At 56.3% G+C, this 14,474-nt stretch carries 12 protein-coding genes; 2 read left to right on the top strand and 10 right to left on the bottom strand.

Translation table 11 applies throughout. The features are described from left to right. The first annotated feature begins 109 nt into the window (after positions 1 to 109). A complete protein-coding gene (locus tag LH86_RS16625) occupies positions 110 to 1,219 on the top strand; it encodes a nickel/cobalt efflux protein RcnA (RefSeq protein ID WP_039303601.1) in 1,110 nt (369 codons plus the stop codon). Between the two features lie 68 nt (positions 1,220 to 1,287). Here LH86_RS16625 and LH86_RS16620 read toward each other — a convergent pair whose 3' ends face one another. Next, positions 1,288 to 1,470 carry a hypothetical protein gene (locus LH86_RS16620; RefSeq protein ID WP_039303598.1) on the bottom strand — a complete coding sequence of 61 codons (183 nt, stop codon included), beginning with the start codon at positions 1,468 to 1,470 and terminating at the stop codon, positions 1,288 to 1,290. Positions 1,471 to 1,692: 222 nt separating this feature from the next. Between LH86_RS16620 and LH86_RS16615 the strand changes: the two genes are divergently transcribed. Continuing rightward, a complete protein-coding gene (locus LH86_RS16615) occupies positions 1,693 to 2,562 on the top strand; it encodes a crotonase/enoyl-CoA hydratase family protein (protein WP_039303595.1) in 870 nt (289 codons plus the stop codon). Here LH86_RS16615 and pdeR read toward each other — a convergent pair. The 9 genes from pdeR to sapA form a co-directional block, all read right to left on the bottom strand. Further along, positions 2,559 to 4,550 carry a cyclic di-GMP phosphodiesterase gene (gene pdeR / locus LH86_RS16610; RefSeq protein WP_039303592.1) on the bottom strand — a complete coding sequence of 664 codons (1,992 nt, stop codon included), beginning with the start codon at positions 4,548 to 4,550 and terminating at the stop codon, positions 2,559 to 2,561. The two genes, LH86_RS16615 and pdeR, sit on opposite strands and share 4 nt — an antisense overlap. 196 nt (positions 4,551 to 4,746) lie before the next feature. Then, on the bottom strand, positions 4,747 to 6,681 hold the full coding sequence (locus LH86_RS16605) for an exoribonuclease II (RefSeq protein WP_039303589.1): 1,935 nt from the start codon (positions 6,679 to 6,681) through the stop codon (positions 4,747 to 4,749). Positions 6,682 to 6,766: 85 nt separating this feature from the next. Next, positions 6,767 to 7,942, bottom strand: a complete 1,176-nt coding sequence (locus tag LH86_RS16600) for a CMD domain-containing protein (protein ID WP_039303586.1) — start codon at positions 7,940 to 7,942, stop codon at positions 6,767 to 6,769. Positions 7,943 to 8,153: 211 nt separating this feature from the next. Further along, positions 8,154 to 8,945: an enoyl-ACP reductase FabI gene (gene fabI, locus LH86_RS16595; protein ID WP_039294025.1), complete on the bottom strand. Its 792-nt coding sequence runs from the start codon at positions 8,943 to 8,945 to the stop codon at positions 8,154 to 8,156. A gap of 138 nt (positions 8,946 to 9,083) precedes the next feature. Then, positions 9,084 to 9,890, bottom strand: coding sequence for a putrescine export ABC transporter ATP-binding protein SapF (gene sapF / locus LH86_RS16590; protein WP_008461344.1), 807 nt, complete (start codon positions 9,888 to 9,890; stop codon positions 9,084 to 9,086). Then, a complete protein-coding gene (gene sapD, locus LH86_RS16585; RefSeq protein WP_039303583.1) occupies positions 9,890 to 10,882 on the bottom strand; it encodes a putrescine export ABC transporter ATP-binding protein SapD in 993 nt (330 codons plus the stop codon). The genes sapF and sapD overlap by 1 nt, the downstream gene beginning before the upstream one ends. Beyond that, a complete protein-coding gene (sapC, locus tag LH86_RS16580) occupies positions 10,882 to 11,772 on the bottom strand; it encodes a putrescine export ABC transporter permease SapC (protein WP_039303579.1) in 891 nt (296 codons plus the stop codon). The genes sapD and sapC overlap by 1 nt, the downstream gene beginning before the upstream one ends. Beyond that, positions 11,759 to 12,724 carry a putrescine export ABC transporter permease SapB gene (gene sapB, locus LH86_RS16575; protein WP_039303576.1) on the bottom strand — a complete coding sequence of 322 codons (966 nt, stop codon included), beginning with the start codon at positions 12,722 to 12,724 and terminating at the stop codon, positions 11,759 to 11,761. The genes sapC and sapB overlap by 14 nt, the downstream gene beginning before the upstream one ends. Further along, positions 12,724 to 14,361, bottom strand: coding sequence for an ABC transporter substrate-binding protein SapA (sapA, locus tag LH86_RS16570; protein ID WP_039303573.1), 1,638 nt, complete (start codon positions 14,359 to 14,361; stop codon positions 12,724 to 12,726). Before sapA ends, sapB begins: the two co-directional genes overlap by 1 nt. Positions 14,362 to 14,474 lie beyond the last annotated feature (113 nt).

Genomic DNA, 14,474 nt, shown 5'->3' with positions numbered 1-14,474 from the left:
CCTCTGAGAAGAACTTCATAATGATACTATTACAAATCTACTGGGGGGTAGTATTTTGTACTGGGGGGGAGTAGAATTTAGATCCCGCATCTCAGCAAGAATGATCCCAATGACTGAATTCACTACGCTTCTCCAGCAAGGCAATGCCTGGCTGTTTATCCCCAGTGCGATTTTGCTTGGTGCCCTGCATGGCCTTGAGCCCGGGCATTCGAAGACCATGATGGCGGCGTTTATCATCGCCATTAAAGGCACTGCCCGGCAGGCGATCATGCTTGGCCTTGCGGCAACGCTTTCCCATACGGCCATTGTCTGGCTCATCGCCTTTGGCGGGATGTATATCAGCCAGCGCTTTACCGCGGAGTCTGCCGAGCCGTGGCTGCAGCTAATTTCAGCCGTCATTGTTCTGGGCACCGCATTCTGGATGTTCTGGCGGACCTGGAGGGGAGAGCAAAACTGGCTGACAGAGTCTCAGGAAAACGGGCATCACCACGACGATGAAACCAAACGAATAGATACCGGCCACGGCCTGGTTGAGCTTTCGATCTTTGAGCAAGGGCAGCCCCCACGCTGGCGTTTACGCAATCTCAGCCGCAGAAAATGGGCTCCGGGGGAAATCTCGTTGGTGACGAAGCGCGAAGAAGAGGCATTCTCCCAGGTCTTCCAGTTTGTGGATTGCGGCGACTACATGGAGTCGACGGCGGTCATCCCGGAGCCTCATAACTTCAACGTCCGTGTTTCGTTTGGCCACCGTGGGCACAGCCACGATTACGATCTGGCGTTTCATGAACATGAGCACGATCATGCGGGAACCGAGGGGCTGGATGCGGGCACCAAAGAGTATCAGGATGCCCATGAGCTGGCGCATGCCAATGACATTAAGCGCCGTTTTACCAACAAAGACGTCACCAACGGGCAAATTTTACTGTTTGGCCTGACCGGTGGGCTGATCCCATGCCCGGCGGCCATCACGGTCTTGCTGATTTGTCTGCAGCTTAAGGCGTTGGTGCTGGGGGCTACGCTGGTACTCGGTTTTAGCATTGGCCTGGCATTGACGCTGGTGACCGTTGGCGTGAGCGCGGCGGTTGGCGTTCGTCAGGTGGCAAAACGTTGGCACGGCTTTAGCAACGCAGCCCGAAAGGCGCCTTACTTTTCCAGTATCCTGATTGCGGCGATGGGGATATATATGGCCATCCAGGGCTGGACCGGCCTGTTTCACTAAGCGTTTTCATTGTGATGGTATAAAAGAAAAGCAGCCTTTATTTTGGGCTGCTTTCGCTGGCATAAAATTTAAATTTCCCAGGGCGATTTTTTTTGCTCACCATCCTGCTTGTTTTCATCGTTATTTATGCGCAGTAATTCAGCTTTGAGGATCTCGAGGTTGTTTATCGCGGAGGCATAATCTTTGGCAACCAGAATATCCAGCACGGTATCAATACGTTTGGCAAGCTGCTGCGGATCCAGTGTTGGCATTGTTAATCCTGTCTGAGTTAGGGAATGAATCATTCGCCCATAATGCAAAAAATAGCCGGTAAAGAGAAGGGCACTCGGCGAATTCTTAGCATTATTCTTCAATAAATTATCGCACAACATATAAGCATTAATTATTAATCCTTACGCTGCATTCATCAAACTACAGCCGTGGATTAGTCTGATCCTGCGATGACCGCACATTCATTTAATGAGGATCTGGCTATGACAGTTATCAACCAACCAACCTGCAAACTCTTTACTGATACTGCACGTTTTACTCAACTGTCTGGATATTACGAAGAAGAACGCCGTACCGTCTGGATGATGCTTCGTGCCCGCCCGCGCCCCTGCTTCAATCACGGGCTTATCGAGGAAATAATGAACCTGGGATATATCGTCCAGAAGGCCGGATTCAAAGTTGATTTCTGGGTTACCGGCTCGCTGGTCCCCGGGATGTACAATACCGGCGGCGATTTAGGCTTTTTTGTGGAAACTATTCGCAATGGGCGTCGGGAAGCGCTCCGCGCCTATGCCCGCGCCTGTGTGGACTGCGTGCACGCTGCGTCTCGCGGTTTTGATACGGGGGCGATCAGCCTGGCGATGGTCGAGGGCAGTGCGCTTGGCGGTGGATTTGAGGCGGCGCTCGCGCATCATTTCCTGCTGGCACAGCGCGATGCCAGACTGGGGTTCCCGGAAATTGCGTTCAATCTGTTTCCCGGCATGGGCGCATACTCTTTGGTTGCGCGTCGCTCGGGCATGAAACTTGCCGAAGAGTTGATTTATAAAGGCGAGTCACACACGGCGGAATGGCACCAGCAGCACGGGCTGGTGGATCAGCTGTTTGAGCCAGGGCAGGGATACCTGGCCACGCGTACCTTCATCGATACCCTGCAGCCTAAGCTTAACGGTGTGAAGGCCATGCTGCGTGCGCGGCAGCGAGTGTTACAGCTGCCACGCTCAGAGCTGATGGACATCACCGAAGACTGGGTGGATGCCGCATTTTGCCTGGAGGACAAGGACATTGCCTACATGGAACGGCTGGTCATGCTGCAAAACCGCCATACATCGACGGCTCTGCGTAAAGCGGGCTAGCGCTTTGTTCTGGCCTGATAGCGCTTAAACCAACGCTCGAACACGGCAGCGGGCATTGGTTTGGCGAATAAGAACCCCTGCCGTTCGTTGACGCCGTTCTTGGTAAGAAAGGCGTCTTCTTTTTGGTTCTCTACGCCCTCTGCAATGACCTGTAAATTCAGTGCCTGCGCCACGGCCACAATCGCTCTCACCAGCGACTGAGACACCGAGTGTTTATGCACGTCGCGCACAAAGGACTGATCGAGCTTAATGGCGTCGATAGGGAAACGGGCCAGCTGTGATAAGGACGAATACCCCGTGCCGAAGTCATCCAGATGCACCTGCGCCCCTAGCTGACTAAACTGCTTGATAACCGACAGCGCCAGCTCTTCGTTTTCGATTAGACAGCTCTCGGTCAGCTCAACATCAATCGGGCAGTACTCAAAGTTCAGATCCTTCAGCGCCTGCTTGAGATCGCTAAAAATAGTCTGGTCGGCAAGCTGTCGGGCAGAGACATTGACTGCCACGCGTAAATTAATCCCTTTGTCCCGCCATTTCGCTACCTGCTGCACGACGCTAACCATCACCCAGCGCCCAAGCGGCACAATCAGGCCGGACTCTTCGGCGTAGGAGATAAAGCCCTGGGGAGGGATCAGCCCGCGCTCCGGCGATTGCCAGCGTACCAGTGCTTCCAGGCTACGGACTTCACCGCGCCAGGTCATTTTCGGCTGGTAATGAATCACCAGCTGATCGTTATCCAGCGCTTTCCGCAGATTGGTATCCAGCCATAAATACTCAAACACCCGCTGGTTCATCTCGGGCGAGAACACGCAAAACTTCCCGCGGCCGCTCTCTTTGGCGGTGTACATGGCGGTGTCGGCGTTACGAATCAGATTCTCTCGTTCATCCCCGTGTTGCGGGGCGAGAGAGATACCCAGCGAACAGCCGCTGTAGACCTCGATCAGGCCAATCCTGAAGGGCTGTTTCAGGCGGGTCAGAATGCGAGAAGACATCGCTTCCAGCGAGCCCTGAGAGGTGTTGGTTGCCAGCACGATAAATTCATCGCCTCCGAGGCGCGCCAGCACCTGGCCTTCTTCAAGGCAGCTTAAAATCGCCAGCGACACGGCCTGCAGCAGCTGATCGCCAAACATATGGCCGTAGGCATCGTTCACTTTTTTAAAGTTATCGAGATCCAGATAGACGATGCCAACCTGCGTGTCACCCCGTTTGGCGATGGCCTCGGTGATCAGGTCGTAAATGGCGTTGCGGTTAGGCAGCCCGGTAATGGTATCGGTATTGGCCAGCACCCGCAGTCGTTCCTGCGCGCGGCGCTCTTCGGTAATGTCGGTGCCGGAGCAAATCAGGTAGATTTCGTTTTTGCCGCTGCCGCTGTGGACAAACTTGTTGCGGAACAAAAACAGCCGCTGGCCTTTACGGGTTTTGACCCAACGCTCAACTTCATAGGAGCTGCCGTTGCGAAAAAATCCGCTGATATTGCGTCTGGAGGCGGCGGCTTCGCTGCGGCTCATAAACAGCTTAAAGACGTTCTGCCCGATGACCTCATGCTCTTTCATCCCGGTGTATTCTTCGCTTAGCCGGTTGAAGCGCTGAATGTTTCCCTGTTTATCAAGAATGACAATGACTGAATTCGCTTCAGAGACAACCTGCTCGGCAAAAGAGAGGCCCTGCACCAGATCGCGAGCCACCGAATGGGTGTCATGCCAGGCCGAGGCGGTGCCCGCCCACTCGCGTTTGGACACTTTGCGGCCGACCATATGCACCGGGACTTCTATGCCGAACAGCGACAATGTCATGGTCAGGCTGGACGTAATCACCGTCATCTGGCGAATTTCGTCGGCCTGTATCATGTCCAGCGCGACGACCTGGCCGGTGTCTGAATCTTCGCTGGCCGCAAGTTGAAGGGCGTTGCTGTCTGCCGGTAAACGCCAGTAGGGGCTGGTCGTCCCCAGATAACGATAAAGCAGGTTCTGCTCCAAATCGTCTTTCATTCGTGCTCCTGAGCCTCAGGGGAAAAATATCACCTAAATCTATTATTTATAGTAGCAACAGACGGCCGATGTTAAAGCCCCGGTAAAGAGGAAAAGATCTTGTTTTTGCAGAGGATGTGCAATATATCGGCACATTGCGATGACAGAAATGAAAAAGCCGGGCAGAGCGCCCGGCTTTATAGGGTGAAAATCAGGATCAGACCGCAGGGCGAGCGATAACGCTGCGCGTTTCCATGCGAACTTCCGCGATGGTCACATCGATAACGTCGGTCACTTTATAAACGACTTCGCCCTTAATCTGCACGGTGCCGTTTTCCTGGCTGCAAACCAGCTCATCACGTACCGCGTGGATGAACGGTGCAGGAATAAACGCCACGGCCCCGTTGTCCACAAGACGCACGCGCATCCCGCCGCGGCTGACATCGATAATCTCTGCTGCGAAGCGAGTATCGGTGCCGGCTTTCGGGTTCAGGAAACGAGCGTACAGCCAGTCGCCCACGTCACGTTCGGCCATTCGGTTAAGACGGCGACGTTCCGCCATCTGGACGGTGGTTTCTTCCGCCGGGCGCGTCGCCGCTTCGCCTTTAATAATCGCTTTCAGCAAACGGTGGTTAACCATATCGCCGAATTTACGGATTGGGGAAGTCCAGGTGGCATAGGCTTCGAGGCCAAGGCCGAAGTGCGGGCCAGGCTCGGTGCTGATCTCAGCGAACGACTGGTAACGGCGAATGCGGCTGTCCAGGAACCCGGTCGGCTGAGCGTCCAGTTCGCGGCGCAGCTTGCAGAAACCTTCCAGCGTCAGCACTTCCTGCGCGTCCACGGTGATGCCGTGGGTTTGCAGCATGGTGGCCAGCTGTTCAGTATTGGCCGGATCGAAACCGGTATGAACGTTATAAATTCCGAAGCCCAGCTTCTCGCGCAGCACGATGGCCGCACAAACGTTAGCCGCGATCATCGACTCTTCAACGATACGGTTTGCGATACGACGTGGCTCGGCCACAATATCCAGCACTTCGCCTTTCTCGCCCAAAACAAAGCGATAGTCCGGACGATCTTTAAAGACCAGCGCGTGGGTCTGACGCCATTCGCTGCGGGCCAGGCAAACGCGATGCAGCAGGCGAATTTGCCGTGCAATGGCGTCGCTCTGCGGCTGCCAGCCATTTTTCTCTTCCAGCCAGTCAGAGACTTCGTCATAAACCAGCTTGGCTTTGGACTCGATATTCGCGGCGAAGAAATGAATGTCGCTGGCGATAGCGCCGTCCTGCTCAATGGTCATGCGGCAGGCGAGGACAGGGCGGACAACGTTGGCGCGCAGGGAGCAGAGATCGTCTGACAGCTCGCGCGGCAGCATTGGGATGTTAAAGCCAGGCAGATAATTGGTAAAGGCACGAATTTTGGCGATGCCGTCGAGCTTGCTGCCTTCTGCGATCCAGGCGGTCGGATCGGCGATGGCCACTGTCAGCTGCAGTTTGCCGTCGGCAAGTTCTTCAACGTACAGCGCATCGTCCATATCTTCGGTGCTGGCGCTGTCGATGGTGACAAAATCCAGCGACGTTAAGTCTTCGCGCACCAGGCCATCGTCAAGCATCTCGGTAGCCACGCCGTCCGGCGCTTCGCGTTCAAGATTGTGACGTGACAGTGTCACCCACCACGGCGCCAGGTGATCGTCGCCGGAGGTGATGAATTGCGTTAACTCGGCATAGAAGCCACGGTCGCCCTTTAGCGGGTGACGGCGCATTTCAGCCACCGCCCAGTCACCGTTCTGGAAGTCATGGGTCACGTCGCGAGCCGCACGGCACTGAATCGCGTCTCTCAGCAGCGGATGATCCGGCACAATGGACAGGCGGTCGTCTTTTTTCTGAACGCGGCCAACAAAACGCGTCAGGAAAGGTTCGATAAGCGTTTCCGGCTCGGCGGACTCACGGTCTTTATCGGTGTGGATAACGGCGCTGATACGGTCGCCGTGCATCACTTTTTTCATCTGCGGCGGCGGAATAAAGTAGCTTTTATTCGCATCGACTTCGAGGAAGCCGAACCCTTTTTCCGTGCCTTTCACCACGCCTTCAGCGCGTGGAGTCTGAGAATGCAGTTGCTGTTTTAGCTGCGCGAGCAGCGGGTTATCCTGAAGCATATCGTTTCGTTTTCGTGGCCAAAAGAGCGGCTGACAGTTTTACGCGAAACCGTACCTTGCGGCAAGCGCTGATTGCCGTGAAGGCTTATGGATTCAGCGCTTGAGCGGTATTTCCCAGACCAATTTTCAGGCGGTTTATCCACCCGGCCAGCCCGGCACTAACCAGTAATTTCAGCACCTCTTGCTCGCTAAAACCTTGCTCATACAAAGGTTGAATCTGTGAGGCGCTAAATCTGTCCGGGACGCGGGTTAACAGCTGCACGGCCTGAATAATCGCTTTTTCACGAGGATGGTTGTGGCTCCAGGCGTTCAGCGCCCGTTCCCCGTTGCGCATCGCGTCCGGTAATCCGGCATCTCCCTGCCAGGCCGCCACGGCATCGCTAAAGCAGGCGGCGCTGCCGTTAATCCGTGACGTCAGCATCACCGCCAGCAGCGCATCGTCTGATTGCTGCGATGTGGTCTGCCAGAACAGACGGGTAAGCTGGCTGAGGTAAGACAGCGCCCGTTCATCGTGGGCAAGCAGCCAGGCAATATCACGCAGCGTTCGCAGCGGCTGGCTGATGCTCAGGACTTCCAGCTGTTCCGCACGGGCATAGCGCATTTCAACGGGAGCCAGCCCTGGAAGCCAGTTGACCGGGTATGGTGTAAACAGCGCGGGCTCCGCGTCCAGTTGCCCGGTAAGTCCCGGCAGCCAGCGAACGGGCAGCCCCTGCAGCGCTTGCCAGACGGCAATGGCGCGCGCCTGGAAGCCCACGAAGCCGATAATCTGGGTGAAAGAGACAATATCGTCCACAGACAGGCCACATTCATCCAGCTGCGCTAAAGCGCTATCGTCGATAAGCGTCGGCTGGCTGGCAAGCTGGCGGGCAAACTGGGTGATCTGGGTCAGGCGACGATTGCTTTCCCGGGATGAGTCAGGGCCGGGCTGTGGGGCCAGGCGAGCGGCATAGTGGTTACACAGGCGCTGGACGCCGTAGACCTGCGCGACGGTCAGCGCCGTGCTCAGGCGATCGTAACTGCTCAGGGTATGTAAACGCGTCACGTTAATACTTTCGGGCAGCAGCACATCGGCTGCCGCTCGGGCGGCATCAAGCCACGGGGCTTCAACAATCAATTGCGCTTCAGAAGGGACTACATCAAGCAGAAAGCGGTCTTCAAACTGCGCCGCTTCGGGAACTAAAGGCAGTACATCCGCCGGGCACAGACTGGACTGGGTTTCATGATACCAGTGGCTTTTACCAGAAAAGCGGCGTTGTTCCATGGTCGTTCCTTGGTCAAAAAGTTTGCAGACCCGGATACAACGTGAATGCCGGGCCTGGTTCGCTGTTTTATCCTGGCGCAAGCTCGGGAGGTGACAAAAGAATGATCGGTGATAATAAATATCGGAAAGGTATAACTAATTCGGATTCAGGCGGGGAATGCAGGGGGAAATAGCGAAACGGGCCGCAGCCCGCTTCGCTCAGGAACAGAAATTAGTCTTTCAGTTCCAGCTCGTTCATGGCTGCGATGCTGAAGCCGCCGTCAACGTGAACCACTTCACCGGAGATACCGGCAGACAGGTCGGAACACAGGAAGGCTGCGGAGTTACCCACGTCTTCGATGGTTACGGTGCGACGAATTGGGGTAACAGCTTCACAGTGGGCCAGCATTTTACGGAAGTCTTTGATGCCGGAAGCAGCCAGAGTACGGATTGGGCCAGCGGAGATGGCGTTCACACGCACGCCTTCTGGGCCCATGGCGTTAGCCATGTAGCGAACGTTAGCTTCCAGAGACGCCTTAGCCAGGCCCATAACGTTGTAGTTAGGGATAGCACGCTCTGCGCCCAGGTAGGACAGGGTCAGCAGGGCGGAACCTGGGTTCAGCATTTCACGGCAAACTTTTGCCATAGCAACGAAGCTGTATGCGCTGATGTCGTGGGCAATTTTAAAGCCTTCACGGGTAACGGCGTTCACATAGTCGCCATCCAGCTGGTCGCCTGGGGCGAAACCGATGGAGTGAACGAAACCGTCAAATTTCGGCCAGCTTTTCGCCAGTTCGGTAAACAGCGCTTCGATGCTCTCATCTTCAGCCACATCGCAAGGCAGCACGATGCTTGAACCCAGCTCGGCAGCAAAACCTTCCACACGGCCTTTCAGCTTCTCGTTCTGGTAGGTGAATGCCAGCTCGGCGCCTTCGCGGTGCATCGCCTGTGCAATCCCGTAGGCAATGGAGAGTTTACTGGCGACGCCAGTGATCAGAATGCGTTTACCGGTAAGAAAACCCATAGCTTTAATCCTTAATAGTCATTGTTGTTGCGGCCAGCAGGTGAATAAACAGGCAGGCCGACGTTAAGACCGGGCGATTCTAACATGACTCCTGCGTAAGCGTTAATCCGACCACTTTTCCGTTAGGAAAAGTGCGAATCAACGATCTCTACGCCAGGCGTCAGCGGTTAAAGCCTCGCCGAAGTGGCTGTTAATCAGCCGCTTAGTCAATTCATGCAGTGGGGAGGCGAGCACGTCGGCCGTGCTGCCGCGCTCCACCACTTCGCCTTCGTGCATCACCATCACCTGGTCGCTGATATGCTTCATCATGCCAATGTGTTGAGTCACGTAAATATAAGAAATCCCTTGTTTTTCCTGCAGCTCAAGCATCAGGTTGATCAGCTGTGAGCGCATGGACATGTCCAGCGACGCCAGCGCTTCATCGGCAATAATCACCTTTGGCCTGAGGATCAGCGCGCGGGCCAGGCCCAGACGCTGTTTTTGCCCCGGTGCCAGCATATGCGGGTAATAGCTGGCGTGGTCCGGCAGCAGGCCAACCATGCGTAAGGTGTCCAGAATGCGCTTTTGCCGCAGCTCCGGCTCCAGCTCAGTATTCAACCGCAGCGGGAAGTCCAGAATCTGCGAGATACGTTGGCGCGGGTTCAGGGACGTACTGGGATCCTGAAATATCATCCTGATCCGCTGACTGCGCCAGGAATAATCGCCGAAGTGGAGAGGGTGATCGTCGATCACTAACTCGCCGGTGGTCGGTTCAATCATCCCCGCCAGCATTTTTGCCAGCGTCGATTTGCCCGAGCCATTTTCCCCGATAATCGCCAGCGTCTGTTTCTCGCGCAGCGTAAAGTTGAGCGGCTTCACCGCTTCGACGTGCTGGCGGTGGAACAAACCGGTACGGTAGCGAAACGTCTTACTTAAATTGCGGACTTCCAGCAGCGTTTCGACCATTACTGACTCTCCATATTCAGCGGGAAATGACAGGCGTACAGGTGATTTTTCGCCCCTTCAAGCCTCGGCGCTTCAATGCATTTGCGCTGGGCATAAGGGCAGCGTGGCCCAAGGCGGCAGCCCATCGGCAATTGCTCCAGCAGTGGAATCGCGCCCGGCATGGTGTTTAACCGGCTCTTATGCGGCATTGGGCTACCAAAATCAGGGATAGCGCGGATCAGCGCCTGGGTATACGGGTGATGCGGCGTGGCAACCAGCTCTTCGCTCGTCGCGCTTTCCACGGTTTGCCCGCAGTACATCACGTTAATTTTATCCGCCCACTGGCTCAGCATCTGCAGGTCGTGGCTAATCAGCAGAATAGTGGTGTTGTTGTTCTGATTGAGCCGTGTTAATAAACGGAAGATCTGCGACTGTGTGGTCGGCTCCATGGCGTTGGTGGGCTCGTCCGCAATGAGCAGGCGTGGCTGGTTTGCCAGCGCGATGGCGATCATCACTTTCTGGCATTCACCCTCCGTCAGTTCGTACGGATAGCTGCTCATGGCGTCTTTGTGATCTTTAATCCCCACGCGGTGCAGCAGTTCTATAGCCCGGCGCTTGCGCCAGCCGAAGCGCTGCCACCAGCGGCCTTTATAAGTCCAGCCGGGAATGTTTTGGGTCAGCTGACGACCAATTCTTTCAGACGGATCCAGGCAGGATTGTGGCTCCTGGAAAATCATCGACACGTTGTGACCTACCAGGCGGCGGCGCTCACGCGGCGAGAGTCGCAGCAGGTCGATATCGTCAAAGCGCATACGGTCGGCGGTGACCCGCCAGTTATCTTTGGTGACGCCACAGATAGCTTTCGCGATGAGACTTTTCCCGGAGCCGGACTCGCCGACCAGACCGCGAATTTCCCCTTCGGCCAGCGTCATGCTCACGCGATCGACGGCTTTCACCCAGCCTTCGGCGGTCATAAATTCGATGGTCAGGTTGCGGATATCAAGTAGCGGCATTATTGCACCCCCGCGTTAATCGCGCGGCGCAGGCCGTCGCCAAGCAGGTTGATCAGCAGGACGCTTATCATGATGGCGGCGCCTGGCAGCATGACCGTCCAGGGCGCAACGTAAATCAGTTCCAGCGCATCGCCGAGCATCGCGCCCCATTCCGGGGAAGGGAGCTGTGCGCCCAGATCGAGAAAACCAAGCGCGGCAATGTCCAGAATCGCCATAGACAGCGCTCGCGTGATTTCTGTGACCAGCGTGGCGGTGATATTGGGCATGACGGCAAACCACAGAATGTTCAGGGTAGTAGCGCCATCCAGACGGGCGGCGACCACATACTCTTTCTCCAGTTCATCGTGCACCGCGCTGTAGACCGAGCGCACCATTCGCGGCAGCAGCGCCAGCCAGACGGCAAACATCGCATGGCTGAGATGTGGGCCAGCAAAGGCGACCACGATAATCGCCAGCAGCAGGGACGGAATCGACAGCAGCGTGTCGAGAATGTGGTTCAGCACCGCCGAGCGCAGACCGTGAGTCGACCCGGCAATCACGCCGAGCACGATGCCGCAAATTGTCGCTGCAAGCGTGACGACAAACGCCCCTCCTACGGTTGGCGCCGCGCCGCTAAGCAGGCGGCTCAGCACGTCACGGCCAAGATCGTCGGTACCGAGGAAGAACGAAACCTCGCCATAGCGGGACCATGACGGCGGCAAAAGCTGATAGCCCAAAAACTGTTGGTCAATTTGATACGGGGCAAAAAGACCGCCGAACAGACACAGAATAGCCAGGCCGCCGCAGCCGTAGAGGCCAATCATCGCGGTGGTATCGCCATAGAATTTTCGCCACGTCAGTCGCAGCGTACTTGGCGGTCGCTTTTCGCGGTAGACGCTATCGTAAGGCATACCATTCCTTATGCTTCAGTGGGTTGGCCATAGCGCCCAAAATATCGGAAATCACGTTAACAATAATCACCAGCGAGCCAATCACCATCACCCCGGCGGAAATCGCCATGTAATCCTGCTGGCGGATAGCGTTAATCAGCCAGCGGCCCAGGCCCGGCCAGCTAAAGACCACTTCGGTGATCATCGCCAGCGTCAGCATGGTTGAAAACTGCAGCCCCAGGCGAGGGATCACCGGCGGCAGCGCGTTGTGCAGCACATGGCGATGCAAAATAGTGAAGCGGGAAAGCCCTCGCGTGGCGGCGGCTTTGACGTAGTTTTGGTCGAACACCTCGATGGTGCTGATCCGCATCAGGCGAATCACTTCGGTGGTCGGCGCGACGGCGAGAGCGGCGACCGGCAGCACCATATGGCGCAGGGCGCTGACGATCATCTCGCTGCGATAAGGTGAGTCCGAGAGCCACGCATCCACCAGCGCAAAGCCGGTGACGGACTTGACCTCATAAAGCAGGTCAAAACGCCCGGAAACCGGGAACCAGCCCAGCGTCAGCGAGAAGAACAGCGTCAGCAGCAGCGCCAGCCAGAACACCGGAATCGAAAAGCCCACCAGCGCCAGAGCGCTGATCAGCTTATCCTGCCACTTATTGCGCATGATGCCTGCCAGCATCCCCACCGGAATACCAATCAGCAGCGCCAGGCCGAAGGCCAGAATGCACAGCTCCATGGTGGCCGGGAACACGTCGCGTAATTGCTCGTTAATCGACTGGCCGTTAATGCTGGAGACGCCAAAATCCCAGTGCAGCAGGCTGTCAAACCAGAACACCCAGGCGTTCCACAGCGAGGCACCCTGCAGCGGCGCGTGGGGCGTAAAATAGTTGAGGCTAAAGCCGACCACCGCCAGAAACAGCAGGGTGATCAGCAGCAGCAATAATCGCCGTAATGTGAAAATGATCATTATTTTTTCGCCTCTTCATTTTCCCTGGACACGCCCGCAAACGAGGCGTTGCCGAACGGGCTGAGCACCAGGCCTTTCATGTCGTAGCGGTAGGCCTGCAGCCTTAACGAAGAGGCCAGCGGCAGCACCGGCAGCTCCGCAGACAGAATATCCTGTGCTTCATTGTAGGCTTCAATACGGGCGGAAAGCTGCTGGGAAGAGAGCGCTTTTTGCAGAACGCTATCGAAATGCGGGTTACACCAGCGGGCATAGTTAGTTTGTGAGCCGATTGCCGCGCAGCTCAGCATCGGACGGAAGAAGCTGTCCGGGTCGTTACTGTCCGTTGCCCAGCCGGCAAGCGTCAAATCGTGATTCATGTCCATCAGCCTGGCTTCCTGGAATCGCCCCTCCATCGGCACGATAATCACCTTCACGCCAATCTGCGCCATATCCGCCTGAATAAGCTCGGCGGTTTTCAGCGGGCTTGGGTTCCAGGCCTGAGAGCTGGTCGGCACCCACAGACGGAGTTCCAGTTTATCCACGCCCAGGGCCTGTAACTGCTCACGGGCTTTCGCCGGGTTGTATTCGGTAATTTTTGCGTCGTTATCGTAGGCCCAGGAGGCGCGAGGCAAAATGGATGCGGCCGTTTCTGCCGTACCGTAATAAATAGACTGCATCAGGCGCTGATTATTAATAGCAAGGGACAGCGCATGCCGCACAGCCGGGTTATTCAGCGGCGGCTTGTTGGTGTTAAACGCCAGGTACGCGATATTCATGCCCGGGCGCAGCGTCAGGCGCAGACGCGGGTCGTCACGCAGAATAGTCAGCTGGCTTGCCGCAGGCCAGGCCAGCACGTCGCATTCACCGGTGAGTAATTTGGAAAGACGCCCGGTACCGCCGGAACCCAGATCGACCACCACCTGCGGCATCAGCGGTACGCCGCGCCAGAAGTGCTGGTTGCGCGCAAGGCGAATGTACTGCCCTGCGCGATATTCGCTAAGCAGGAAAGGGCCGGTGCCGACCGGCTGTCTGTCCATCAATTCCTGATGGTCAGATTTGGTCAACTGCGCGGCGTATTCGGCGGACATCACCGACGCGTAATGGGTCGCCAGGTGCCAGAGGAAGGAGGCGTCCGGCTTATTGAGGCGGAATTCAACGGTATTGTCATCCAGCTTGCGAACGCTTTTCACCGTTTCCGGGAACTGGAGGCTGTCGAAATAGGGGTAGCTGCCGCCGTTAACGTTATGCCACGGGTGGTTGCGGTCGAAGATACGCTCAAAGGTAAACACTACATCATCGGCGTTTAGCGCGCGGGTAGGCTTAAACCAGGCGGTAGTCTGGAACTGGACATTGTGGCGCAGGTGGAAACGGTAAGTCGCGCCGTTATCCAGCACTTCCCAGCTTTCCGCCAGCTCAGGCACCAGGCGATAGGTATAAGGGTCAACGTCCAGCAGGCGGTCATAAAGCTGCGCCGCCAGCGTGTCAACGGTCAGGCCGCCGCTGGTCATCTGCGGGTTAAAGGTGTTGACCTGCCCGTTGACGCAATAAACAAAGCCACTGCGGCGAATATCTGCCGGTTTTTCAGCGGGCGCAGCGGCACGTGCCGCGCCGCTCAGGCAGCATAAACCCAGTAACAGGGAGGAGAGCATTCCGCGCATAAGTTTTTGAGTTATCTCAAGTGATGGGCAAAGTGTATCGCACTCTTGCCTTCTCCCCAAAATTACTGGTGACGATCGGCAATTTTCTGCGCAGGACGATGAAAAAAACGCCG

The organism is Cedecea neteri (assembly GCF_000758325.1).
GTDB lineage: Bacteria > Pseudomonadota > Gammaproteobacteria > Enterobacterales > Enterobacteriaceae > Cedecea > Cedecea neteri_B.
The sequence above is the reverse complement of the archived record's forward strand: the minus strand, read 5'-3'. Positions and strand labels throughout refer to the sequence as shown.

Excerpts from the sequence above, each read along its gene's own strand:
- sapB (WP_039303576.1), bottom strand. The coding sequence starts at position 12,724 with ATGATCATTTTCACATTACGGCGATTATTGCTGCTGCTGATCACCCTG.
- sapA (WP_039303573.1), bottom strand. The coding sequence starts at position 14,361 with ATGCGCGGAATGCTCTCCTCCCTGTTACTGGGTTTATGCTGCCTGAGC.
- LH86_RS16615 (WP_039303595.1), top strand. The coding sequence starts at position 1,693 with ATGACAGTTATCAACCAACCAACCTGCAAACTCTTTACTGATACTGCA.
- fabI (WP_039294025.1), bottom strand. The coding sequence starts at position 8,945 with ATGGGTTTTCTTACCGGTAAACGCATTCTGATCACTGGCGTCGCCAGT.
- pdeR (WP_039303592.1), bottom strand. The coding sequence starts at position 4,550 with ATGAAAGACGATTTGGAGCAGAACCTGCTTTATCGTTATCTGGGGACG.
- LH86_RS16605 (WP_039303589.1), bottom strand. The coding sequence starts at position 6,681 with ATGCTTCAGGATAACCCGCTGCTCGCGCAGCTAAAACAGCAACTGCAT.
- LH86_RS16620 (WP_039303598.1), bottom strand. The coding sequence starts at position 1,470 with ATGCCAACACTGGATCCGCAGCAGCTTGCCAAACGTATTGATACCGTG.
- LH86_RS16600 (WP_039303586.1), bottom strand. The coding sequence starts at position 7,942 with ATGGAACAACGCCGCTTTTCTGGTAAAAGCCACTGGTATCATGAAACC.
- sapC (WP_039303579.1), bottom strand. The coding sequence starts at position 11,772 with ATGCCTTACGATAGCGTCTACCGCGAAAAGCGACCGCCAAGTACGCTG.
- sapF (WP_008461344.1), bottom strand. The coding sequence starts at position 9,890 with ATGGTCGAAACGCTGCTGGAAGTCCGCAATTTAAGTAAGACGTTTCGC.
- LH86_RS16625 (WP_039303601.1), top strand. The coding sequence starts at position 110 with ATGACTGAATTCACTACGCTTCTCCAGCAAGGCAATGCCTGGCTGTTT.
- sapD (WP_039303583.1), bottom strand. The coding sequence starts at position 10,882 with ATGCCGCTACTTGATATCCGCAACCTGACCATCGAATTTATGACCGCC.